Source organism: Rhodococcus sp. 14C212, assembly GCF_011058195.1.
GTDB classification, from domain to species: domain Bacteria; phylum Actinomycetota; class Actinomycetes; order Mycobacteriales; family Mycobacteriaceae; genus Rhodococcus; species Rhodococcus aetherivorans.
The window spans coordinates 18486-40015 of sequence record NZ_JAALEH010000051.1 but is presented as its reverse complement, the minus strand read 5'-3'; the positions used below and the strand labels follow the sequence as shown (position 1 = coordinate 40015).

The following is a 21530-nucleotide window of genomic DNA, read 5'->3' as shown; positions in this document are numbered from 1 at the left end:
GCGCGGGCGAGGTCGAACAGGTAGGCCCGTTCGGCCTCGTCGAGCTGCAGTGCCCGGGCGACCGCCTCGAGGACGTCGTCGGAGACGCCGCCGATGTGGCCCTTCTCCAGGCGGGTGTACCACTCGGTGCTCACCCCGGCCAGCACTGCGACCTCCTCGCGCCGCAATCCGGGGACCCGTCGGCGCCCGCCGCCGGCAGGCAGCCCGACCTGCTGCGGGGTGAGCCGGGCCCGCCGGGTGGCGAGGAAGCTGCGGATATCGGCGCGGTTGTCCACGTCGTCCACGGTACGTCCGGTACTGGCTTGTGGGAGGTTCTGCTTGTACCCCCTATGAACGCGACCTCCCGCACGCGCGGTGAGCGGAGTTTCATGGAAGTCGGCCCGGAGACATGCCGGACCTGGAGTTCGAACATCAAGGAGAACCGTCATGCGAGGAGCAGTCCTGCACGCCCCCGGCGACGTCCGTGTCGAGGAACGCGACCGTCCGTCCCTCGTCGAACCCACCGACGCGATCATCCGGCTGTCCGCGACCTGCGTGTGCGGCTCGGACCTGTGGCCCTACCGCGGTGTCGAGACCTACGACGGCCCGATCTCCATGGGCCACGAGTACGTCGGCGTCGTCGAGGAGATCGGTGAGGACGTCGCCAACATCAAGGTCGGCGACTTCGTCGTCGGCTCGTTCTTCGCGTCCGACAACACCTGCGAGATCTGCCGCGCCGGGTATCAGAGCTCGTGCATCCACCGCGTGATCATGGGCACGCTCGGGTCCCAGGCCGAGTTCCTGCGGGTTCCGCTCGCGGACGGCACGCTCGTGGCCACTCCGGGCATGCCCGACCCCGACCTGATCCCGTCCCTGCTGGCTGCCTCGGACGTCCTCGGCACCGGATGGTTCGGTGCGGTCGCCGCCGAAGCCGGGCCGGGCAAGACCGTCGCGGTCGTCGGCGACGGCGCCGTCGGCCTGCTCGCGGTGCTGGCGGCGAAGCAACTCGGTGCCGAGCGGATCATCGCGATGAGCCGCCACGAACCGCGCCAGCGGCTGGCCCGCGAGTTCGGTGCCACCGACATCGTCGTCGAGCGCGGCGACGCGGGCGTCGCCCGGATCAAGGAGCTCACCGGCGGGCTGGGGGCGCACTCGGTGATCGAGGCCGTCGGCACCCAGGAGTCGATGATGCAGGCCATCCGGTCCACTCGGCCCGGCGGGCACGTCGGCTACGTCGGTGTCGCGCACGACGTGCAGCTGCCCGGCGACGAGCTGTTCTTCTCCCACGTGCACCTGCACGGCGGTCCGGCCCCGGTTCGGCAGTACCTGCCCGAACTCATCGACCTGATCTGGAGCCGAATCATCAACCCGGGCAAGGTGTTCGACCTCGAGTTGCCCCTCGGGAAGGCCGCCGAAGGCTACAAGGCCATGGACGAGCGAAGCGCCATCAAGGTTCTGCTCCGCCCCTGACCTCGACCGTCACCCGCCGGCGGTCACCGCCTCGAGTCTGCCGCACGGCCGACTCACGACTCATCAGGAGCCGTTCGTTCATGTCTGCCTCCCTGACCTCGGACCGCCGCGACGACCACCGGGTCGCCGTGGGCAAGGTCGGCAGCGTTTCGGGCCCCGGGCCCGGGGGTCGGGCGCTGGGGGTCGTGCTGAGCCTGCTCACCGTCTTCGGCCCCATCTCCATGGACCTGTACCTGCCGGTCCTGCCCGCGCTCACTGCCGACCTCGGGGCGAGCACGTCGGCCGCGCAGCTGACGGTCACCGCCTGCCTGCTCGGGCTCGCGCTCGGGCAGGTCGTCGCCGGTCCGCTGTCGGACCGGTTCGGTCGCCGTCGCCCGCTGCTGATCGGAGTCGGGGCCTTCATCGCCGCGTCCGCCTGGTGTGCGGTGAGCCCGACCATCGAGATGCTCGTCGCGGCGCGCCTGGTGCAGGGGTTGACCGGCGCGGTCGGCATCGTCATCGCCCAGGCCGCCGGCCGCGATCTGTACTCCGGTGCCCGCCTCCTGCGGTACTACGGGCGACTCACCGTCCTGGGTGGTCTGGCAGCCATCGTCGGCCCGGTCATCGGTGGGCAGCTGGCGACGGTCACCGACTGGCGGGGCACCTTCGTGTTCCTGGCCGTCGTCGGCGTGATGATCCTCGCAGCGAGTGCCGGTGTGCTGCGTGAGACGCTGCCACCGGACAGTCGACGAACCGGTGGCCTGGCCGACACCGGGCGAGTGTTCCGCCGGTTGCTGGCCGACCGGGTGTTCCTCGGCGCAGTCCTCGTCACGGGGTTCGTCAACGCCGCCCTGTTCGCCTATCTCAGCGGCGCCACCTTCGTGCTGCAGGGCATCTACGGCTTGTCACCGCAGGGCTATTCGTACGCCTTCGGGCTGAACTCGTTGGGCTTCATGGTCTTCGGTTTCCTCGCCGGTCGCCTCGCGGAGCGATGGTCCGTCCGGGGCACCCTGGTCGCCGGTCTGATCATGGTGGTGGCCGGCGCCAGTGGGGTGCTGCTCACCGCCGCTGCGCACCTGCCTCTGGCCGCGATGGTCGTCTCCCTGCTCACGATGGTCAGCGGGGTCGCGGTCACGACCCCGCCGTCGACGTCCCTCGCGCTGGAGAACTATCCCGAGGTCGCCGGCTCGGCCGCCTCGCTGCTGGGGCTGGCCCGGTTCGCATTCGGCGGCGTCACCGCACCCCTCGTCGGTCTCGCCGGTCCGGGGACCGCGGTGCCGCTGGGCGTCGTCACCGTCACCGCAGCCCTGCTCGGCGTCGGCGGATACGTCCTGCTCCGCCCACCGGCAGCCGGCACGCCGGAACACCGTGCGTTCGCCTGAACCTTCAGCTCGGCCCGAAACCACCGCAATTCCACTCAGAGGAGAAGCTTCTATGCGTGTCCATGCCTACGCAGCCTCGTCCGCGTCCGCGTCGCTGGCCCCGGCGGTCATCGAACGACGGGACGTCGGACCCAACGACGTGCTCATCGAGATCAAGTACGCCGGCATCTGCCACTCCGACATCCACACCGTCCGCGGCGACTGGGGACCCCAGCCCTACCCGCTCGTCCCCGGCCACGAGATCGTCGGTCTCGTCGCCGAGGTCGGTGCCGACGTCACCCGCCACCGGGTTGGTGACCGCGTCGGAGTGGGCTGCATGGTCAACTCCTGCCGCGAGTGCGTGAACTGCCGCAACGGCGACGAGCAGTACTGTCTCGGCGGCATGGTCCCCACCTATGCAGGCGTCGACCGAGACGGCACCACCACCCAGGGCGGCTATGCCACCCACGTCGTCGTCGACGCCGACTTCGTTCTCTCCGTGCCCGAGACACTCGACTTCGCGGCCGCTGCGCCGCTGCTGTGCGCCGGCATCACCACCTACTCGCCGTTGCGCCGCTGGAACGCCGGACCGGGCAAGCAGGTCGCCATCGTCGGTCTCGGCGGTCTGGGGCACTTGGCTGTCAAGATCGCTCACGCCCTCGGTGCCGAGGTGACGGTGCTGTCCCAGTCGTTGAAGAAGCAGGAGGACGGCCTGCGGCTCGGTGCCGACCACTACCACGCCACCAGCGATCCGGTCACATTCGAGCAGCTCTCGAGCCGTTTCGATCTGATCGTCAACACCGTCAGCGCCGCCATCGATGTCGATGCCTACCTCGGTCTGCTCGCGGTTGACGGCACCCTGGTCAACGTCGGTGCCCCGGCCGAACCCCTGAGCCTGAACGTCTTCTCCCTCATCGGCGGCCGCCGCTCCTACGCCGGCTCGATGATCGGCGGCATCCGCCAGACCCAGGAGATGCTCGACTTCTGCGCCGCACACGACATCGGCGCCGACGTCGAGGTCATCCCCGCGGACCTGATCAACGACGCCTACGAGCGCGTCCTGGTGTCCGATGTCCGCTATCGGTTCGTCATCGACACTGCCACCCTCGGTTGATCTGCAGCCCGCAGCGCCTGAGTGCATTCACGGGCCCGCCCGAACCACCACGCCGAAGGACGCCTGATGGACACCCGCTTTCGTGCAGCGCACGTGTCGTTGTCGTTGGCTGCCGTAACACTTGCAGCCGCGTGCAGCAGTCCTCAGGAGCCCACCGCCCACAACGACCGGCAGGACCGTATCCGCATCGCGCTCACCGTCGCTGGGCAGAGCCTGACGGGTACGCTGTCGGACACCCCTGCCGCCCACGACCTCTCCGCGCAGCTACCTTTGACCCTCACCATGACCGACTTCGGATCCGTGGAAAAGGTCGCCGAGCTACCCGCGTCCCTGTCGATCACCGGCGCCCCACCCGGCGCAGATCCTGCCCCGGGGGACATCGGCTACTACGCGCCGTGGAACGACCTCGTCCTGTACTACGGCGACCAGGGCTACCACGACGGCATCGTGAGGCTGGGAACCCTCGACGGGGGAGTGGACGTCATCGGGCAGCACACCGGGGACCTCCTGGTGAGAATCGAACACGTGAGGGACTGACCCGGGGCATCATCGCATGAGATTTCCGCACGGACGTGGAAGACCGGAGGCCCCGGCCCGAACCCCGCTTCCATCGTCGGGACGTATTCGTCTTCGGACTGGTCATCGTCATTCTCGTTGTGACGACATACCTGGACCCGCTGTACCCGTAGTCGCGGACGAGGCTACGAAAGGAGCACCGCTACAACATCTCTCGCACCCCACGGCCCCGGCGTTCCATGCCCGTCCGGGTGTGTTACCGACGCACTCTGCGACGAGGGCTGTGGGGAAGGTTGTGCGGGTCCGGTTCTGCGAGCCTTGGCGGTCGGATGGACCCGGGATCGGCGGGCGGACGTCAGAGACGCACGAGCGTCGAGTCCGTCGGCACTTCGTCCCTCGGCCGATCCATCGCCGTGGCGATCAACAGGACGACGAGGCCGGCGGCCGTGACGCCTGCGCCCATCCAGATCGGAGAGGTGAATCCCAGGCCGGCTGCGATGGTCAGTCCGCCGAGCCAGGCACCGAGGGCGTTGCCCACGTTGAAGGCGGCAATGTTGGCGCCGGAGGCCATGCTGGGGGCGGCGTAGGCGTAGTTCATGATTCGCATCTGCAGGCCGGGGACTGTCGCAAAACCGAAGGCGCCCAAGAGGAACAGCGAGAGGATGGTCATGATCTTGCTGTCGGCGGTCGCGGCGAAGACGATCAGGACGGCGGTCACCAGGGCGAGGATCCAGGTCAGTGCCGGGGTGAGGGCACGATCGGCTGCCTTGCCGCCCAGGTAGTTTCCGACGAACAGGCCGGAGCCGAAGACGATGAGCAGCCACGGCACGCTGGACGTCGCGAAGCCGCTGACCTCGGTCAGGGTGAAGGCGATGTAGGTGAAGGCGCCGAACATGCCGCCGTAGCCGAGGACGGTGAGCGCGATCGAGAACCAGACCTGCTTGTTGCGGAACGCGTGGAGTTCGCCGCGCAGGCCGCCGTGCGCGGCGGCAGGGGGAGTGGCCGGCACCAACGCGGTGATGCCGATGAGCGCCGCCACGCCGATTGCGGTGATCGCCCAGAAGGTCGAGCGCCACCCCAGTTGTTGCCCGAGCAGGGTGCCGAACGGAACTCCGAGAACGTTGGCGATGGTGAGGCCGGCGAACATGATGGCGATGGCGCCGGCGCGCTTGGAGGGTGCGACCATGTCCGCAGCCACGACCGATCCGATGCCGAAGAACGCGCCGTGGCACAGGGCCGCGATGATGCGTCCGCCCATCATGACCTCGTACGACGGAGCGACGGCCGACAGCAGGTTGCCGACGATGAACAGCACCATCAGTGACAGCAGGGCCCGCTTCCGGTCGAAGCGGGTGAGGGCGGCGGTGAGAAGGATCGCGCCGAGGGCGACCGAGAGTGCGTACCCGGAGATGAGGTAGCCGGCGACGGACTCGCTCACGGCGAAGTCCGCGGCGACCTCCGGCAGCAATCCCATGATCACGAATTCGGTGAGGCCGATCCCGAAACCGCCCATGGCGAGGGCGATGAGGCCTGAAGGCACGTCGAGTTCCTTTCGAAGATCTGCGCGTCAGCGCATAGAGCGCGTGTGCAGTAGTTGCAGACGCCTCATAAATAGTTGCACGCGCCTTATGTATGCGCAAGCGGGTAGTATCGGTGAGAGGAGGAAGCAAGGAGGCGACGTGGGCATTGCGGACGACGCGGTGGAGATCCGCGCGCAAGGCTGGCGCACGCTGGCCGCACTGCACGGGGCGCTCGACACCGAGCTCGAACGCGCTCTCCAGCAGCAGCACCAGCTCTCGGTGGTCGAGTACACCGTGCTCGACGCGCTGAGCCGGCAGGACGGCTGGCACATGCGGATGGCGCAGCTCGCCCGCGCGGCCGCGCTGAGCAGCAGCGCGACGACCCGGCTGGTCAATCGTCTCGAGAAGCGCGGGTTGCTCACGCGGATCCTGTGCGAGGACGATCGCCGCGGCATCTACACCGAACTGACCGCCTCCGGACGTGAGCTGCTGGACAGTGCGCGTCCGACCCACGACGCCACCCTCGAAGCCGCGCTCGGCAACGCGTGCGAGATCCCGGAGCTGGCGCCGCTGGTGCGCGCGTTGCACGAGCTGCCGCCGAGTCCGCACTGATCCCGGCGCTGTAGATCCGGGCGCTGTGCTCCCGGGCGCTGGGATCCGTTCGCCGGGGTGCCGGTGCGCGTCGCCGGATCGAGTCCACGTGTTCGGGCCCGGCAGAGCAGAATCCGGGACGGCAAAGCAGACGGAGACCCTTCGGGTCCCTGACTTGTCGGCCCCTTCCCCAAGCAAACCCACGGACCATACCCCGATACCGCGTCTCGGCCAGCACGTATGGCCGCCTGCCGAAAAGGCAAGCGGCTGAGCTGGACCCGGTCGGACGTGTCGACCCGTGCTCGATCGGGTGCCCGGTGCCGTTCACCGGGACGAAGGATGCCGGATGCGGTTGGTTAGCGTCGGACCCGCACGGAAAACGACGTGACCGCGTGCGCCTCGGTCACCGGAACGGCCCTCGCACGCACGCAGGGAAACACCGACAGCCCCGGACCCGGCGGTCGGGTACGGGGCGGGGTGCAGGTCAGGTCGTCGGCGGGCTCGCGCAGGTCAGTGCAGCGGACGACGTCACGTCCGGGTGTGTGGCACGCGGCCACTCCCGGGGATACGCGCCTGGGATCGGCGTGTGGATACAATCCACCTCACGGTGCATGACAGCTCCTACTGTCGTGTGCCCAGACCCCGGTTCGGTGTTGGCGCACCGGCCGGGGTCGCCCCGTTTTCGGGGTCGGTGCAGCGATGGTGGCACGCGGCGCGCGGGCCCGTCAACCGATCCGGTACAGACGCCAGGTCGGCTGGTTGTCGCCGTCGTTGGGGATCTCCAGATCGAGGGTCGCGATGTCGGCGCCGGTCTCGAAAACGGTGGGGTAGCGGCGGTTCACCGCGTCCGAGACGCCGCGGCCCTCGTTCGGCACGGTCAGCAGATACCGCACGCCGTTCGCGGCGGGATCGTTGAGGATGCGGGTGAAGTCGGCGTCGGACGGGATGACGAACTGCTCGGACCGGTCGGTGGCGGTGAGGACCGCGAACCCGTACACGGTGTCCATCACCACCGAACCCGGCGGCAGGTCGAGCGCGTCGAGGTGGTCCGCGATGCGACGTTCCGTGCCGAACGACGCGATGATGCGGTTCTCCTGGTCCCGCAGCTGCGACGTGTCGTCCGGGTCGGGGAACAGCACGGTGCGCAGCGCGTGCTGCTCCTGCGACAGCGTCGCGTTGCCCATCGCGACGAACGTGATCGGCACCGACACCGCGAGCGCGAGCGCCCCGGCCGGTGCGAGGGAGCCGCGGTCCTGCGGGCGCACCGTCGCGTGCGCACCGAGCCGGCGTGCCCGCAGCTGCCCGCGACGGGGCGCGAGCTGCACCACCCACATCGCCGCCAGCGGCACCGCGACGAGGTAGAACCGCAGGAACGGGAACGTCATGCCGCGGAAGTACGACAGGGCCGCGAACGCGAGCACCGCCCCCAGCACGACGAAGGGCACGACGGGCTCGAAGTCCCGGCGGCGCCAGGCCAGCACCGCGACGACGGGCGCGAGCAGCGGCAGCGCGGGCCCGAGCACCAGGACCTCGGCGACGGAGAACGCCAGCGCCCCCAGGCCCCCGGTGGAGCCGCCGCCGCTCTGCTCGAGGATCGCCGCGTTGCCGTACGACGACGAGAACTGCTGCAGTGCTTCGCCGGTGATGAGCCAGCTCGTCGCCGCCCACACGAGGAACGCCAACGCCACCGGGGCGGCGACGAGGATCGCGTCGAGCAGCGCCGCCCGCCACACGCGGGTGCGCCACCACGTCACCGCGACGACGAGCACGGTGACGGCCGCGCCGACGGCGAGCGCGTCGTACCGCGCCAGATAGGCCAGCCCGACGGCGATCCCGGCGACGGCGAGGTCGTGCACGTCGTCGGTGCCGATCCACCGCACCAGCCGGCGCGTCGCCCAGCACAGCAGCATCAGGAACGGCGCCTCGCTCATGCCGTTGGCGCCGTAGTACACGATCATCGGGTTGAGCGCGAACAGCACCGTCACCGTCCACACCAGCCACGGCGACGCACCACGATCGCGGGCGCACAGGTGGACCTGGGTGACGGCCCCGGCCATGAACGGCGCCGACATCACCACCGCCGTGATGCCCCACCGGGTCAGCGCCGGCCACCAGTCCGACAGCGCCACGAGCGGCAACTGCATCAGCGCGGTCAGGGGCGTGAACACGAACCCGATCGCCGCCAGGTGCGGGTCGCGGCTGTGCAGGGCGCTGCGCGCGGCCGCGACGCGGCTGAGCGAATCGCCTTGGAAATAGGCCACATCCAGCGACAGGTACAGCCCCACCGCCGCATAGAGCAGGCAGGACAGCCAGAACACCCGGGCCGCGCCGCCCCTCACGACGACAGCCCGTGGAAGGTCTTCTCCCAGTAGGAGGGAGTGCGGATCAGCTGATAGGTGCCCTTGATCGCCGCGACCGACATCATCAGCCAGTACACCGGCACCGTCAGGCAGGCGAGCCACAGCGCCGAGTTGCCGGTCTCCCGGCACGCGACCAGGTTCATGTACAACACCGCGGAGTTACCGAACACCAGCGAGATCAACGCGGGGAAGTACACGTACCAGGGGAAGATCTCCTCGATCAGGAATGGCTGCCCGAGCAGCCACGCGATGGTGATCAACCAGAAGACCATGTTCAGGCACGCGATGATCGGCGTCCCGGCGAGCAGGGTCGTGAACCGGAGCATCCCGACCGTGCCGATGCCGCGCCACAGTTGTACGGGCCGTCGCACGTGCACCAGCCACGTCTGCAGATATCCCTTGTACCAGCGGGAACGCTGCCGGATCCAGTTGATCGGATCGCTGTTCGCCTCCTCCAGCGTCGTCGAGTCCAATACGGCCGTACGGTAGCCCGACACGGCGATGCGCACCCCGAGGTCGGCGTCCTCGGTGACGTTGTACGGATCCCACGCGCCGATCTCGTCGAACACGGTGCGCCGGATGTGGTTCGACGTACCGCCCAGCGGGATGGGCGAATTCGAGCGCATCAGGCCGGGCAGCACGAAGTTGAACCACAGCGCGTAGTCGGCGGTGAACCAGCCGGTGAGCATGTTCTGGGTGCCGTTGTGGAAGGCCAGCTTCGCCTGCACGCACGCGACGTCGTCGCCGAGCCGGTCGAACGCGACCGCCACACGCCGCAACTGCAGCGGCTCCGGCAGATCCTCGGCGTCGAAGATGGTGACGATGTCGCCGGTGGCGAAGTGCAGCCCGTAGTTGCAGGCCTTCGGCTTGGTCCGCGGGTCCGCCGCCGGCACCAGCAGGATCTCGACGCTCTCGCCGAGACCCGCCTCCTCGGCCGCGGCGATCGTGACGGCGTCGTCCTCCTCGAGCAGCAACAGCACCTGCAGCTTCTCGGCCGGGTAGTCCAGCGCGGCCATCGCCGCGAGCAGATCGCCCACCACTTCCGGCTCGTTGTAGGCCGGGACCAGCACCGTGTACGTCGGCAGCGTGTGCTCGGGCACGGCCCGCGCCACGCCGTCGTCGACGGTGAGGATCGCGTCGCGCGCCAGGCCGCGGGAGAACAGCAGCAGCCGGTCCGCGAGCGTCGCGATGTACCCGGCCGTGCACACCGCCATCAGCACGGTCAGCGCCGGCGTCGTCGCGAACACCAGCGCCACGATCACCGCGGCGACCAGGCCGAGGGTCAGCCACTTCTGCCACGGCACGAACGCCACCGACGCCGACGACAGCGGCCGCTTCTCCCGCAGTCCGTACACCGCGTCGTGCAGCGCGGCGGCCTTGAACTCGTCGTCGACTAGATTCCGCGCCACTGCGCCTCCACCAGATCACGGCCCAGCTCGGTGAGCATGTCCAGGTCCTTGTACTCGGGATCGGAATCCTCCACCGACGCCCGCCCGCGCAGGAACACCGACAGCAGATTCCGCCCGTTGGATGCCATGTTCGGCGTCGGCTGCGGGAACGGCGCATCGAGTTCGTGGTTGTCGACGGTCAGCAGGCTCACGCGCTGCGCGAGGGCGTCGCCGCGCGTCCAGATGAAGTTCATCAGGCTCCACGTGAGCAGCAACTCGTCGTCGACGACGGTGAAGAACTCGGCCTGCACACCGCGACCGAGGTCCACCCGGATCTTCGGGCTCACCCGCGCCCGCCCGAGATCGTAGGAGGTCTGCACCGGATACACCTCGAACACACCCACCCGCCGCACCTGCAGGGTCTGCACGGCGACGGTGCGCGGCCGCGACAGCCGATCCCAGTCGGCGCGCGGCTCGACGGCCCGGATCATCTGTCGGCGCAGCTGCGCGGTGGAGCCGAAATACCTTCGCGGCCAGTCGTAGTCGATGGATTCGAGCTGGTACCAGCCGGTGGGGACCACCTGGCTGACGGTGCCGCTCGGCGGTGGGCCCACCGACACCGGCGTGAGCTGCTGATCCGGCAGCGGCAGCCACGCCAGCAGCACGGCGGCCGGGACGATCAGGAACATCGACCGGGCCGCCTCGCGCGGCGACACCGGGTTCGGTGGCAGCGTGCGCGGCGCGAGGCCGCGATACCGGTACAGGTAGAACGCGCCGCCGACGACGAGCGCCGCCGTGCCCGACGGCACGATCTGCGCGACGGCGACCCGCGCGTCCGGGTAGCGGGCGGTCACCGCGACCAGCAGCACCAGGCCGAGCAGCAACGTCGCGGAGAAGCCGATCAGCGCGCGGCGCCGGGTGCGGCCGACCGCGACGGCGATCGCGATCGCGCCCAGCAGCACCATCAGGAAGCCAGCGGCGAACTTGGTGCCGCCGAGCTGCACGAGCACCGCCCGGTAGAACAACGGCGACGTGCCCAGCAGCAGCAGCCACACCGGCCAGTACCGGGAGGCGACGCGCAGGCCGAACAGCAGCACGCACGCGCCGATCACGAACGTCCACGCCGACAGCACGTCGAGGTGCATCATCTGGTAGTTCGGCCCGTACCGCGGCAGCAGCAGCCACTTGACCGCCAGCGCGATCAGCAGGACGGCGCCGCCGACGATCCGGTCGGTCTGCCGGTCGTGGATCGGCAGCTCGCCGCGCCGACGCCGGGTGACACCCTCGGCGGCGAGCACCGCGAACGGCGGCACGAGCAGGACGTAGCCGCCGCCCGTGCCGCGGGAGATTTCCGTGAGCAGTTGCTCCCACGTCGACCAGTACCCGAGCACGGTGGCGGCGACGATCAGTGTCCACCGCGCGCTGGTGTGCGCGAACAGTGCGGCGCGCTCGGCGGTCGTGACGGTGCTCATGGCGACATCCGATCAGTGCGGGCGCGGCCGGCCGCGACGCCATCGCAGGGCCGCGACGCCCACGGCGACGAGTCCCACGGCCAGCAGGGCGAGGCCGCCGGCGAGCACCCAGCCCGTCGTGCGGCTCAGCGACTCCTGGGTGGCGGGCTCGGTGGCCGGATCGGTGAGCGCGAGTTCGACCGGGTCGCGGTCGGCGGTGGTGAACAGGACGTCGCCGTCGAGTTCGGCCCAGCGTTGCGGGGTCGCGGCGAGCCAGCCGAGGGTGCGGTCGAGTTCGGCGGGCACGTCGGTGGCCGCGGCGACGAGGACGGTGCGGTCGCCGTCGCGCGCCACCTGCAGCGACGCGAACTCGACGTCGGTGGGGAAGGTGACGGTGGTGGCGTCCCCGGTGGCCGGGTCGACGAGGTCGAGGGTGCGGCCCTGCGTGCCGGCGAGGGGCAGCTCCAGGGTGTCGGGGACGCGGCCGTCGGCGGCGACGACGATGGCGGGGGTGCCGCCGGTGGCGGCCTCGTCGATGCTCACCCAGTCGGGATCGAGCGGCACGGAGGTCAGGCTCTGCAGCCCGGCCACGAGCGCGACGGCCCGGGCGGTGTGGGCGATCCCGGCCTCGGTGGCGGCGATGTTCACCTTCGGCAGCAGCGCCTGCGGCAGCGACCGGAAGCCCCCGGGCAGCGGCGGGTCGGCGGGTTCGGTGGTGACGCGGCTGCCGGCGTCGACGGTCAGTGTCATCGGCTGCTGCAGGCCGCACTGGTGGGTGCCGCCGGTGGCGCGTAGGGACACCGCCACGTCGGTGGTCCGTCCGAGCACGTTGTCCGGCACCGTGATCCACCGATCGAGGCGGCCGGTCGCGTCGGCGGGCCACGAGTCGACGACGGTGTCGCCGACCGTCACCGACACCAGGCCGCCCTCGGTCGTGGGCAGCGGGGTGTAGGAGCCCTGCAGGTTGATCCGCAGATTGTGGGACGGCCGTCCCAGACGGGTCTGGTCGATGCCGAGCGGCACCTCCACCACGCCGACCCCGGTGTCGGTGAGGGCGCCGAGGCCCCGCTCGGCGAGGGTCGTCGCGTCGGGGGACAGCCGCGGTGGCCGGCCCAGCGTGCCGACCGTCGCCGCCGAGGCCACCGCGACCGACGAGATGTCGCTCGTGATGAGGCGGGCCTGGTTGCGCAGCGCGTCGGCGTTGCCGGTGACCGCGAGGGCCGGACCGCCGCCGGGCACCGAGACCAGGGCGGCGCCGCCGTCGCCGTCGGTCTCGACGATCGCGATCTGCCGGGTGAACGGGCCGGCCGGGGCGGGGGGAACCGCGTCGTCGCCAGGCAGGGTCTGCACCGTCACCCGCAAGGGCCGGCCCGTGTACTGGGCGGTGACGGCCGCGGTGAGATCGAGGGCGGTGGCCGACTCGGCGGGGGTGGGGTCGGCGGGCAGCGCCAGCTCCAGCGAGTCGAGGATCGGCGGCAGGAAGTCGGCGACCACGGCCGGCGGAGTCGGGGCCCCGGTGTAGCGGACGCGTCCGTCGCGCAGCACCACCGAGCGATCCGTCCAGTCCTCGGGGCAGATCCCGTCGAACGGGAGCAGGTGGACGGTCAGGGTGACGGTGACGGCGCGGTCCACGATCGGCGCCGCCTCCAGGGGCAGCGAGACCGGCACCAGGGTTCCGGCGGCGGGCAGGTCGATGCGGGCGAGCAGCAGCCCCTGCGACTGGACGTCGATCCAGCCGCGGGAGACGTTGGCGGGCATCTGCACCGTCGTGTCGAGCGCGGCGGGCCGCAGCCCGTCCGGCACCGGAACGGTGAGGGTCGCGGTGTCGCTGTGGCCGCGGAAGGCAACCGTGTCGCCGAATCCCAGCGACTGTGTGCCGAAGACGACGTCGCCGGGCGGGTCGACGGGGTCCTGCGCGGCGGCAGGGCCCGCGGCAAGCACGGTCAGCGCGGCCAGGGCGGGAACGAGGATTGCGTGTCCGGCGCGGCGAATTGTCTGGGTCGGCACCCCGGGGACTTTACGGTTGTTCGGTACGGAATGTGGGACAAGTGCGACACCGTCGTGATGGCGTGGGTGCAATATCGCTCCCACTCCGCCGGGCGTTACCCATCCACGACAAATTTCGTTCACACTGTGGGTATGTGGTGGTGGGTTGCGGCGGTTCTGGGCGCCTGGCTGATCGTCTCGGTGGCGATCGGTCTGGTTCTGGGCAAGGTGCTGCGCGTGGCCGACATGGAGGAATCCCTCGTCGAGATTCAGCGCGCCGAGCGCGAGAGCGAACGTCACACGAACCAGCCCTGACATCGCTTTACATGCCCTTGACCAGCGCTTTAGTGTTTGTACTCGCGAGTAACGATCTTGAGGACTAGTGTTCCTGTGTCGCCTTCCTGTCCCCCCTGCGAAGGCGACGCTCGCGGGCCGGTAACCCCCCATCGCCGGCCCGCGCTGAGGCCCCGCCGTTTCGCCACCACGATCGGCGGGGCCTCACCCCTTTCGGGCGGCGTATCGACAGCTACGCTCGGGCGGTGACCGAGCCGCGCACCGCACCCCGCATCACCATCACGTACTGCACACAGTGCAATTGGCTGCTGCGCGCCGGCTGGATGGCGCAGGAGTTGCTCAACACCTTCGGCACGGATCTGGGCGAGGTCGCGCTCGTCCCCGGCACCGGCGGCATCTTCGTCGTCACGGCCGGTGATCGGGTGGTGTGGGACCGCAAGACCGACGGCGGCTTTCCCGACATCGTCACGCTCAAGCAGCGGGTGCGGGACGTTGTGGATCCCGAGCGGGATCTCGGGCACGCGGACCGGGGGAGTGGAGCGTAACGGACGGGTGCCCCAGATCCTCGACTCCCGTTACCGCTCTTGTGGTTTCGAGTGGGACGGATCTGAGGCCGAAGGTGTTGCCGATGCCATGCTCGCTCGGTTCGGCGTCGTTCTTCGCCGATGTAACGTTTCGGAGATTTGCCCGATTCAACCGACGGTCAGGTCTTTCATCTTCGAATCGAGGTCTTCGTGAAGCGTCTTCTCGCCGGCATCCTGGGCTGTGCCGCGATCACCGTCGCCGTGCCAGCCACCGCGAGTGCGGACACCGGAAGTACCGATCTGCTTCCCTACGTTCTTCCCGCCGCGCTGTGTGCCCTCACGTCCGGGTCCAGCCAGTGCGCGCTGGTTCCGCTTCCCTCGCCGGGCGGGGTGATTGGCGCGGCCGATTCGGTGCCCCTCGCTCGGGCCAGGTAGGACCGGGAGCAGCGGCAGCTGCGTGCGCAACTCTGGTGTGCGCAGCTGCTGCTGCCGTGCTCAGACTCCGACCGGGGTCCGGACGATCGTTTCGGGCTTGGTCGGCTCGGCCGGCGCTTCCGCGGCGCGCGTCGGACGGGACCGTTCCTCCCGGAGCCGGACGGCGTCGCCGGCCACGATCGCGACCAACACCGACAGTGCTCCCCACAGGGCCAACAGGCACAAGACGACCTCCATGCGTCAAGACCCTAAGCGAAGTCGGCCGGGTTCATCGTTTCGTCCTCCGCGGCGGATACGGGATGGAATAGTCCGATGAACTGACACCGGTAGCGCAGATTGGGGGCGTGACGTGCAGGCGCGCGTGGCGCCGCTCGAAACAGACCGACCAACTCGCATGTGAGGCCGCCTCGGGTTACGGTGTTTCGGAACATTCCGACCGGGGGGTCGAAGTGCATGCCGCGACTTCCGCGGAAAACGCCGTACTCGAGGGAGCTTTGATGCAATCCGTTCTGAAGAAGACCGCTGTGGCCGTTGTCGGGGTGGGAGCCTTGGCGCTGTGCGTGCCGGGGACCGCGTTCGCGGCAGGTAACCCCTCCGTGGGGGCGTCGGGCACGCCCGGCTCGATCACCGTCGATTTCGACTTCGCCGGTGTGGATGTGGCCGGCGGTGTCACCTGCGTGACCTACGTGTCGACCAAGCAGAGCGGGCTCGACGCCGCCGATCCGTCGGGCCGCGCCGATGCGCAGGCGCCGGGCTCGAAGTTCTCCGTCGAGAACACCAGCACCTCCGCCATCACCTTCGTCCAGGACGGCCAGCCCGTCTCGCAGGGTCCGCAGCCCATCGCGGCCGGCACCTACTACGTGTACTGGGGTTGCCAGGATGCCGCCGGCACTCAGTGGGACAACGTCGGCCTGAAGTCCGGCGCGCCGTTCCAGAACCCGATCGTCGTGAACGTCGCCGGCGACGGCGCCGCTCCCGCGCCCGCGGCCCCGGCCGCGCAGTCCGCCCCGACCAAGTCGGAGGGTACCGTTCCGCAGGCGGACGCCGCGCCCGAGACCGACGACGTCATCGACACCCCCGAAGAGCTGATCGGTCTCGTGATCGATCTCTTCGGCGATCAGCTGCCGGACCTCTCGCAGAGCTGACCTTCGGCGCGCGCAGGCGGCATCCCCCACGGGATGCCGCCGCGTGCTTCCCGGGGGTGGCAGTTGCATGCGCGCACGGTCGTGCCGGGCGCGCGTTCGATAGGGGAGGGACATGGGCGGAGGAACCGCGACCGATGCGGTGGTCTTGGTGGGAGGCAAGGGAACGCGTCTGCGGCCCCTGACGCTGTCGGCGCCCAAGCCGATGCTGCCCACGGCGGGACTGCCCTTCCTGACGCATCTGCTCGCGCGGATCAAGAGCGCCGGCATCACCCACGTGGTGCTCGGTACGTCGTTCAAGGCCGAGGTGTTCGAGGAGTACTTCGGTAGCGGCGAGAGCACGGGGCTGGAGATCGAGTACGTCACCGAGACCGAGCCGCTCGGCACCGGCGGCGGCATCCGCAACGTGCTGCCCCACCTGCGCTCCGACAACGTCATGGTGTTCAACGGCGACGTTCTCGGCGGCAGCGACCTGCGCGAGATCCTGCACACGCACGAGGTCAACCACGCCGACGTGACGCTGCACCTGGTGCGCGTCGCCGATCCGCGCGCCTTCGGATGCGTGCCCACCGATGCGGACGGACGGGTCACCGCGTTCCTGGAGAAGACGCAGGATCCGCCGACCGATCAGATCAATGCGGGCTGCTACGTGTTCCGCCGCGAGTGGATCGAGAAGATCCCGGCCGGACGTCCCGTCTCGGTGGAGCGAGAGGTGTTCCCGTCGCTGCTCGTCGACGGCGCCCGCGTGTTCGGCCACGTCGACGCCGCGTACTGGCGGGACATGGGGACGCCGGACGACTTCGTCAAGGGCTCGGCCGACCTGGTCCGGGGAATTGCGCCGTCCCCGGCGCTCGACGGTGAGCGCGGGGAGGCCCGCGTGCACCCGACGGCTCGCGTCGCCCCAGGCGCGATGCTGATCGGTGGGACCGTGATCGGCCGCGATGTGATGGTCGGCGGGGGTGCCCGTCTGGACGGTGTCGCCGTGTTCGACGGAGCGCGCATCGACGCGGGGGCGGTGGTGGAGCGCTCGATCGTGGGGTTCGGTGCCCGGATCGGGCCGCGTGCTCTGGTTCGTGACGCCGTGATCGGCGACGGCGCCGAGGTCGGAGCCCGTTGTGAACTGCTGCGCGGCGCGCGGGTGTGGCCGGGAGTCGTCCTGCCGGACGGCGGGGTCCGGTTCTCCACCGACGTGTAGAGACATGCAGGACAAGCTGATCCGGTTCCGGGGAGGAGTTCGATGTATCCGCTTCGCGGGGCCGTTCGAAATTATTCGTGGGGTTCGCACACCGCGCTGGCCGAGCTGACCGGCCGGCCCGCTCCCACCGAGGAACCCGAGGCCGAATTGTGGCTCGGTGCCCATCCGGCGGCCCCGGCCGTGGTGGACGAAGGCGGCACTACGGTGTCGCTGCTCGATCTCATCTCGCGCGATCCCGAAAGCCAGCTCGGATCGGACTGTGCTCGAGAATTCGACGGTCGGCTGCCGTTCCTGTTGAAGGTCCTCGCGGCCGACCAGCCGCTCTCGCTGCAGGCGCACCCGAGCCGGGCGCAGGCCCGGGAGGGGTTCGCGCGGGAGAACGACGCCGGAATCCCGTTGGACGCACCGCACCGCAACTATCGGGACGACAACCACAAGCCCGAGATGGTCGTGGCGCTGAGCCATTTCGAGGCGCTGGCCGGCTTTCGGGCACCAACCGAGACGGTCGAGTTCCTCCGTGACCTGAGCGTCCCCGAACTGACTCCCTACGCGTCGGAATTGGGGGACCACCTCGGCGCGACGGGCCTGCGCGCCCTGTTCACCGCGTGGATGACCCTGCCCACGAAGTCCCTCGTCGCGCTGACGGACGCCGTTCTGGCCGGGTGCGAGCGCTACCTGGCGGCGCGGGCCGGTTCGGAGGACGAGTTCACCGTCGCCGCACGTACCGCCCTCGACCTCGGCCGGGTCTACGCCGAGGACCCGGGCGTCACCGCATCCCTCCTGCTCAACCGGGTGAGCATGGAACCGGGCGACGCGTTGTTCCTTCCGGCGGGCAACCTCCACGCATATCTGCGAGGCACGGCCGTGGAGATCATGGCGAACTCGGACAACGTGCTCCGCGGCGGGCTCACGTCGAAGCACGTGGACGTGCCGGAACTGCTGCGCGTGCTCGACTTCGGATCGGTGGACGTGCCATGGGTACGTGCACTCATCGACAGAGACGAATGCCTGTACGCACCGCCGGTGCGCGAGTTCGAGTTGGTGCGCGCCGAATTGGAGCTCTCGGGTACTTCGAGACCGACCTCTGCTGCATTCGGTGGCCCAGTGCCGCGGATCCTGTTCTGCGTGGAGGGATCAGCTCAGCTGCGGTGTAGCGATCAGATACTGAACCTCGAGCGGGGAGAAGCGGCTTGGGTTCCGGGCTCGGACCCCGAACTCGTCGTACGGGCCACGAGTCCTTACGCGACGGTGTTCGCGGCAACACCGCCAGTTCCGTCAAAGTCGACCTGAGTGGGCCGAAAGCGCCAACTCTTCACGCATTGTTGGTTCAGTACTCAGCGTGCATCGGTGTGCTGAACACGCCCGCTGAGTACCTCTGGGAGCATGCGCTGCACAGTCTTCGGCACGGGATACCTGGGCGCCACTCACGCCGCATGTATGGCAGAACTGGGGCATGACGTCCTGGGCGTCGACATCGACCCCGGGAAGATCGCGAAGCTGGCGGCGGGGGAGGTGCCCTTCTTCGAGCCCGGACTCGACGAGGTACTGCGGCGCAATCTCGAAAGCGGACGGCTGCGTTTCACGACGTCCTACGCCGAAGCCGCCGACTTTGCGGACCTGCACTTCATCGGCGTCGGCACCCCCCAGAAGAGCGGCGAGTTTGCCGCGGATCTGTCCCAGCTGCATGCGGTCGTCGATGCGCTCGCCCCGCTCCTGACCCGTCAGACGCTGATTGTCGGGAAGTCGACGGTGCCGGTCGGAACGGCCGAGCAACTGGCGGAGCGTGCCAGGAGCGCAGCGCCGGCCGGGGACGACGTCGAGGTGGCGTGGAACCCCGAGTTCCTTCGCGAGGGGTACGCCGTACAGGACACGCTCACGCCGGATCGGCTGGTCATCGGGGTCGACCCCAGTCGCGGTGGGCGAGCCGATGCGACACTGCGTGACTTCTACGCATGCCAGATCGCGGAGGGCGTGCCCTTTCTGGTCACGAACATCGCCACCGCCGAACTCGTGAAGGCCGCCGCGAACGCATTCCTGGCAACGAAGATCTCCTTCATCAACGCCGTCGCAGAGGTGTGCGACGCGAGTGGCGCGGATGTGGTTGAGCTGGCCGATGCGCTCGGCTACGACGCCCGGATCGGACGGCGATTCCTCAATGCGGGGCTCGGATTCGGAGGTGGCTGCCTACCGAAGGACATTCGAGCGTTCATGGCGAGGGCTGGCGAGCTCGGCGCCAACAACGTTCTGCACCTGCTCCGGGAGGTGGACGGCATCAACATGGGGCGCCGCAGCACCATGGTCGAAATGACGAGGGAAGCGTGCGGCGGATCGCTCCTGGGCGCCCGGATTGCAGTCTTGGGCGCGGCCTTCAAGCCCGACTCCGACGACGTCCGGGACTCCCCGGCACTCAATGTGGCCGGACAACTCCAACTGCAGGGCGCAGCCGTGACGGTCTTCGATCCGAAGGCAATGGAGAACTCTCGACGGCTGTTCCCCACCCTCGCCTATGCGGCCGATATCCCCGAAGCGTGCAAGGGTGCCGACGCGGTGCTGGTGCTCACCGAATGGCAGGACTTCAAGGAGATGGATCCGGACGAGATCGGCACAGTCGTTCGAGCACGCACCGTGCTGGACGGGCGCAACTGCCTCGACGCCCAGCGCTGGCGTTCCCACGGCTGGCGCTACCACGGCATGGGCCGATGACGGAGTAACCAGGTCCGCCGGCGCCCGGGTCCTACTGCAGGGCGCCGGTCGCAGCGTCCGGATCGATCTGCTTGAGCCGGTCTGTCAGCCAGGATCGCAGCATCGGGCCGTACTCCGGGCTCGCCAGGGCCGAGTCGACGCACGCTCGCAGGTAACCGCCGGGATTGCCGAGGTCGTGCCGCGAGCCGCGGTGGACGACGACGTGTACGGGGTGGCCCTCGTCGATGAGCAGCGAAATGGCGTCGGTGAGCTGCAGTTCCCCGCCCACGCCGGGCTTGACGCGGCGCAGCGCATCGAAGATCGCGCGGTCGAGCAGGTAACGGCCAGCAGCGGCGAGGGTGGACGGCGCGTCCTCGAGCTTCGGCTTCTCGACCATGCCGAGCACCTTCATCACGTCGGGTTTCGCGACACCGGGAACCTCCTGGACTTCGAAGATGCCGTACGAGCTGACCTGGGACTTGGGCACGTCGATGGCGCAGAGGACGGTGCCGCCGCGCTTGGCACGGACACGGGCCATCACCTCGAGGACGCCGCAGGGCTGGACGAGGTCATCGGGAAGGAGGACCGCAATGGCGTCCTCGTCGTCGTCGAGAGCCTGCTCGGCGCACCCGACGGCGTGCCCGAGCCCGAGGGGCTCGGCCTGCACGACGGATTCGACGTCGAGCAGGCTCGGTGCCTTGCGCACCTTCTCGAGCAGGTGGTGCTTTCCTTTGGACTCAAGATGGCTCTCGAGGACCAGGTCCTCCACGAAGTGACCGACCACCCCGGCCTTGCCGGGTGCCGTCACGATTACGAGGCGGCTCGCGCCCGACTCGGCGGCCTCCGACGCGACCAATTCGATGCCGGGAGTGTCCACGACGGGCAGGAGTTCCTTGGGCACCGTCTTGGTGGCAGGTAGGAACCGCGTGCCCATACCTGCGGCCGGCACCACCGCCGTCTTGAAGACGCTAGGGTTCTCTGCGATGAATTCGCCCATGACGACACCTCGTCCTTACGTATTGGGGCAAACCGGATTCCCCTTCGTGGAGAAATCCGAGCCAATGGGAATGTCGAGTGACTCAGGCTCGCGCCGAAGGCCCCGCAGGGGGAGGAATGGTGCCGTGAGACTGCGCGACAATCGGATCCTAGACGTCTTGTCCAAGAACCGCGATACGGCAAGTAGTCGCCGAGCGGGGAATGCGGGCCGATATCCAACTGAGTGCTTTTCACGGCCGAGCACTCAGGCCAGATCGGGCTTCGAGCGCCTACACCGACGTCGTCTGAGTTCGGTGAATATCTCCGGAGATCTGGGCATCGACGATCGCAACCGTGCGCGGCAAAACTACTTCGAACAAACACCAACGACCTGCACCCGCCCGTCAGGATGAACTGGTCATATGTCCAGTTGACAGCTCAGCTTTGCGCGGAAGCGCAAGTGGTGTGTGACATTTCACACGGTAACGTTGACCTGTTGAAATCCGAATGGTACGGACCGTTAGGGGCGGTACATACCGCCTGACCTGCAACTTGCTGAGAAGTTACT

General features: G+C 69.1%; 19 protein-coding genes. 11 read left to right on the top strand and 8 right to left on the bottom strand.

Annotation, left to right across the window (positions count from 1 at the left end; all coding sequences use genetic code 11):
* The coding region (locus tag G6038_RS20080) for a helix-turn-helix transcriptional regulator (RefSeq protein WP_165039539.1) at positions 1 to 284 on the bottom strand (284 nt) is incomplete at its 3' end.
* A gap of 142 nt (positions 285 to 426) precedes the next feature.
* Between G6038_RS20080 and G6038_RS20075 the strand changes: the two genes are divergently transcribed.
* The 4 genes from G6038_RS20075 (at position 427) to G6038_RS20060 (ending at position 4440) form a co-directional block, all read left to right on the top strand.
* The gene (locus G6038_RS20075; RefSeq protein WP_165039538.1) at positions 427 to 1449 is read left to right on the top strand and encodes a zinc-dependent alcohol dehydrogenase family protein; all 1023 of its coding nucleotides are present in this window, start codon (positions 427 to 429) and stop codon (positions 1447 to 1449) included.
* Positions 1450 to 1529: 80 nt separating this feature from the next.
* Positions 1530 to 2810, top strand: coding sequence for a multidrug effflux MFS transporter (locus G6038_RS20070; protein ID WP_165039537.1), 1281 nt, complete (start codon positions 1530 to 1532; stop codon positions 2808 to 2810).
* Positions 2811 to 2862: 52 nt separating this feature from the next.
* Positions 2863 to 3903 (top strand): NAD(P)-dependent alcohol dehydrogenase, encoded by a 1041-nt coding sequence (locus G6038_RS20065; protein WP_165039536.1) that lies wholly within the window; start codon positions 2863 to 2865, stop codon positions 3901 to 3903.
* A gap of 66 nt (positions 3904 to 3969) precedes the next feature.
* Positions 3970 to 4440: a cyclophilin-like fold protein gene (locus G6038_RS20060; RefSeq protein ID WP_165039535.1), complete on the top strand. Its 471-nt coding sequence runs from the start codon at positions 3970 to 3972 to the stop codon at positions 4438 to 4440.
* A gap of 334 nt (positions 4441 to 4774) precedes the next feature.
* Here the strand turns inward: G6038_RS20060 and G6038_RS20055 are convergent, their stop codons facing one another.
* Entirely contained in the window at positions 4775 to 5959 is a 1185-nt protein-coding gene (locus G6038_RS20055) for an MFS transporter (protein ID WP_165039534.1), read from the bottom strand.
* 139 nt (positions 5960 to 6098) lie between these two features.
* Between G6038_RS20055 and G6038_RS20050 the strand changes: the two genes are divergently transcribed.
* Entirely contained in the window at positions 6099 to 6551 is a 453-nt protein-coding gene (locus G6038_RS20050) for a MarR family transcriptional regulator (protein ID WP_165039533.1), read from the top strand.
* Positions 6552 to 7255: 704 nt separating this feature from the next.
* Here the strand turns inward: G6038_RS20050 and G6038_RS20045 are convergent.
* The 4 genes from G6038_RS20045 to G6038_RS20030 are packed head-to-tail and all read right to left on the bottom strand — an operon-like array spanning position 7256 to position 13736.
* Entirely contained in the window at positions 7256 to 8848 is a 1593-nt protein-coding gene (locus G6038_RS20045) for a glycosyltransferase family 39 protein (RefSeq protein ID WP_165039542.1), read from the bottom strand.
* Positions 8849 to 8865: 17 nt separating this feature from the next.
* Entirely contained in the window at positions 8866 to 10299 is a 1434-nt protein-coding gene (locus tag G6038_RS20040; protein WP_165039532.1) for a glycosyltransferase, read from the bottom strand.
* Complete coding sequence (locus G6038_RS20035; protein WP_165039531.1) at positions 10284 to 11750, bottom strand: archaeosortase/exosortase family protein; 1467 nt, start codon at positions 11748 to 11750, stop codon at positions 10284 to 10286. The genes G6038_RS20040 and G6038_RS20035 overlap by 16 nt, the downstream gene beginning before the upstream one ends.
* 12 nt (positions 11751 to 11762) lie before the next feature.
* Entirely contained in the window at positions 11763 to 13736 is a 1974-nt protein-coding gene (locus G6038_RS20030) for a cellulose biosynthesis cyclic di-GMP-binding regulatory protein BcsB (protein WP_165039530.1), read from the bottom strand.
* Positions 13737 to 13868: 132 nt separating this feature from the next.
* Between G6038_RS20030 and G6038_RS20025 the strand changes: the two genes are divergently transcribed.
* Positions 13869 to 14030, top strand: coding sequence for a hypothetical protein (locus G6038_RS20025; protein ID WP_165039529.1), 162 nt, complete (start codon positions 13869 to 13871; stop codon positions 14028 to 14030).
* Between the two features lie 224 nt (positions 14031 to 14254).
* Positions 14255 to 14554, top strand: coding sequence for a SelT/SelW/SelH family protein (locus G6038_RS20020; protein ID WP_165039528.1), 300 nt, complete (start codon positions 14255 to 14257; stop codon positions 14552 to 14554).
* A gap of 474 nt (positions 14555 to 15028) precedes the next feature.
* Here G6038_RS20020 and G6038_RS20015 read toward each other — a convergent pair whose 3' ends face one another.
* Entirely contained in the window at positions 15029 to 15205 is a 177-nt protein-coding gene (locus tag G6038_RS20015; RefSeq protein ID WP_165039527.1) for a hypothetical protein, read from the bottom strand.
* A gap of 260 nt (positions 15206 to 15465) precedes the next feature.
* On the opposite strand from G6038_RS20015, the gene G6038_RS20010 reads away from it, so the two are divergent.
* From G6038_RS20010 to G6038_RS19995, 4 genes are all read left to right on the top strand, one after another.
* On the top strand, positions 15466 to 16113 hold the full coding sequence (locus G6038_RS20010; RefSeq protein ID WP_165039526.1) for a hypothetical protein: 648 nt from the start codon (positions 15466 to 15468) through the stop codon (positions 16111 to 16113).
* A gap of 112 nt (positions 16114 to 16225) precedes the next feature.
* On the top strand, positions 16226 to 17305 hold the full coding sequence (locus tag G6038_RS20005) for an NDP-sugar synthase (protein ID WP_165039525.1): 1080 nt from the start codon (positions 16226 to 16228) through the stop codon (positions 17303 to 17305).
* Between the two features lie 42 nt (positions 17306 to 17347).
* Entirely contained in the window at positions 17348 to 18595 is a 1248-nt protein-coding gene (manA, locus tag G6038_RS20000) for a mannose-6-phosphate isomerase, class I (RefSeq protein ID WP_165039524.1), read from the top strand.
* A 93-nt stretch (positions 18596 to 18688) separates the two neighbouring features.
* Positions 18689 to 20008, top strand: coding sequence for a UDP-glucose/GDP-mannose dehydrogenase family protein (locus G6038_RS19995; protein WP_165039523.1), 1320 nt, complete (start codon positions 18689 to 18691; stop codon positions 20006 to 20008).
* Between the two features lie 31 nt (positions 20009 to 20039).
* On the opposite strand, the gene G6038_RS19990 is transcribed toward G6038_RS19995, so the two are convergent.
* Positions 20040 to 20984, bottom strand: coding sequence for a UTP--glucose-1-phosphate uridylyltransferase (locus G6038_RS19990; RefSeq protein ID WP_165039522.1), 945 nt, complete (start codon positions 20982 to 20984; stop codon positions 20040 to 20042).
* Between the last annotated feature and the right edge of the window lie 546 nt (positions 20985 to 21530).

Excerpts from the sequence above, each read along its gene's own strand:
- G6038_RS20075 (WP_165039538.1), top strand. The coding sequence starts at position 427 with ATGCGAGGAGCAGTCCTGCACGCCCCCGGCGACGTCCGTGTCGAGGAA.
- G6038_RS20070 (WP_165039537.1), top strand. The coding sequence starts at position 1,530 with ATGTCTGCCTCCCTGACCTCGGACCGCCGCGACGACCACCGGGTCGCC.
- G6038_RS20065 (WP_165039536.1), top strand. The coding sequence starts at position 2,863 with ATGCGTGTCCATGCCTACGCAGCCTCGTCCGCGTCCGCGTCGCTGGCC.
- G6038_RS20060 (WP_165039535.1), top strand. The coding sequence starts at position 3,970 with ATGGACACCCGCTTTCGTGCAGCGCACGTGTCGTTGTCGTTGGCTGCC.
- G6038_RS20035 (WP_165039531.1), bottom strand. The coding sequence starts at position 11,750 with ATGAGCACCGTCACGACCGCCGAGCGCGCCGCACTGTTCGCGCACACC.
- G6038_RS20025 (WP_165039529.1), top strand. The coding sequence starts at position 13,869 with ATGTGGTGGTGGGTTGCGGCGGTTCTGGGCGCCTGGCTGATCGTCTCG.
- G6038_RS20015 (WP_165039527.1), bottom strand. The coding sequence starts at position 15,205 with ATGGAGGTCGTCTTGTGCCTGTTGGCCCTGTGGGGAGCACTGTCGGTG.
- G6038_RS20010 (WP_165039526.1), top strand. The coding sequence starts at position 15,466 with ATGCAATCCGTTCTGAAGAAGACCGCTGTGGCCGTTGTCGGGGTGGGA.
- G6038_RS20005 (WP_165039525.1), top strand. The coding sequence starts at position 16,226 with ATGGGCGGAGGAACCGCGACCGATGCGGTGGTCTTGGTGGGAGGCAAG.
- manA (WP_165039524.1), top strand. The coding sequence starts at position 17,348 with ATGTATCCGCTTCGCGGGGCCGTTCGAAATTATTCGTGGGGTTCGCAC.
- G6038_RS19995 (WP_165039523.1), top strand. The coding sequence starts at position 18,689 with ATGCGCTGCACAGTCTTCGGCACGGGATACCTGGGCGCCACTCACGCC.
- G6038_RS19990 (WP_165039522.1), bottom strand. The coding sequence starts at position 20,984 with ATGGGCGAATTCATCGCAGAGAACCCTAGCGTCTTCAAGACGGCGGTG.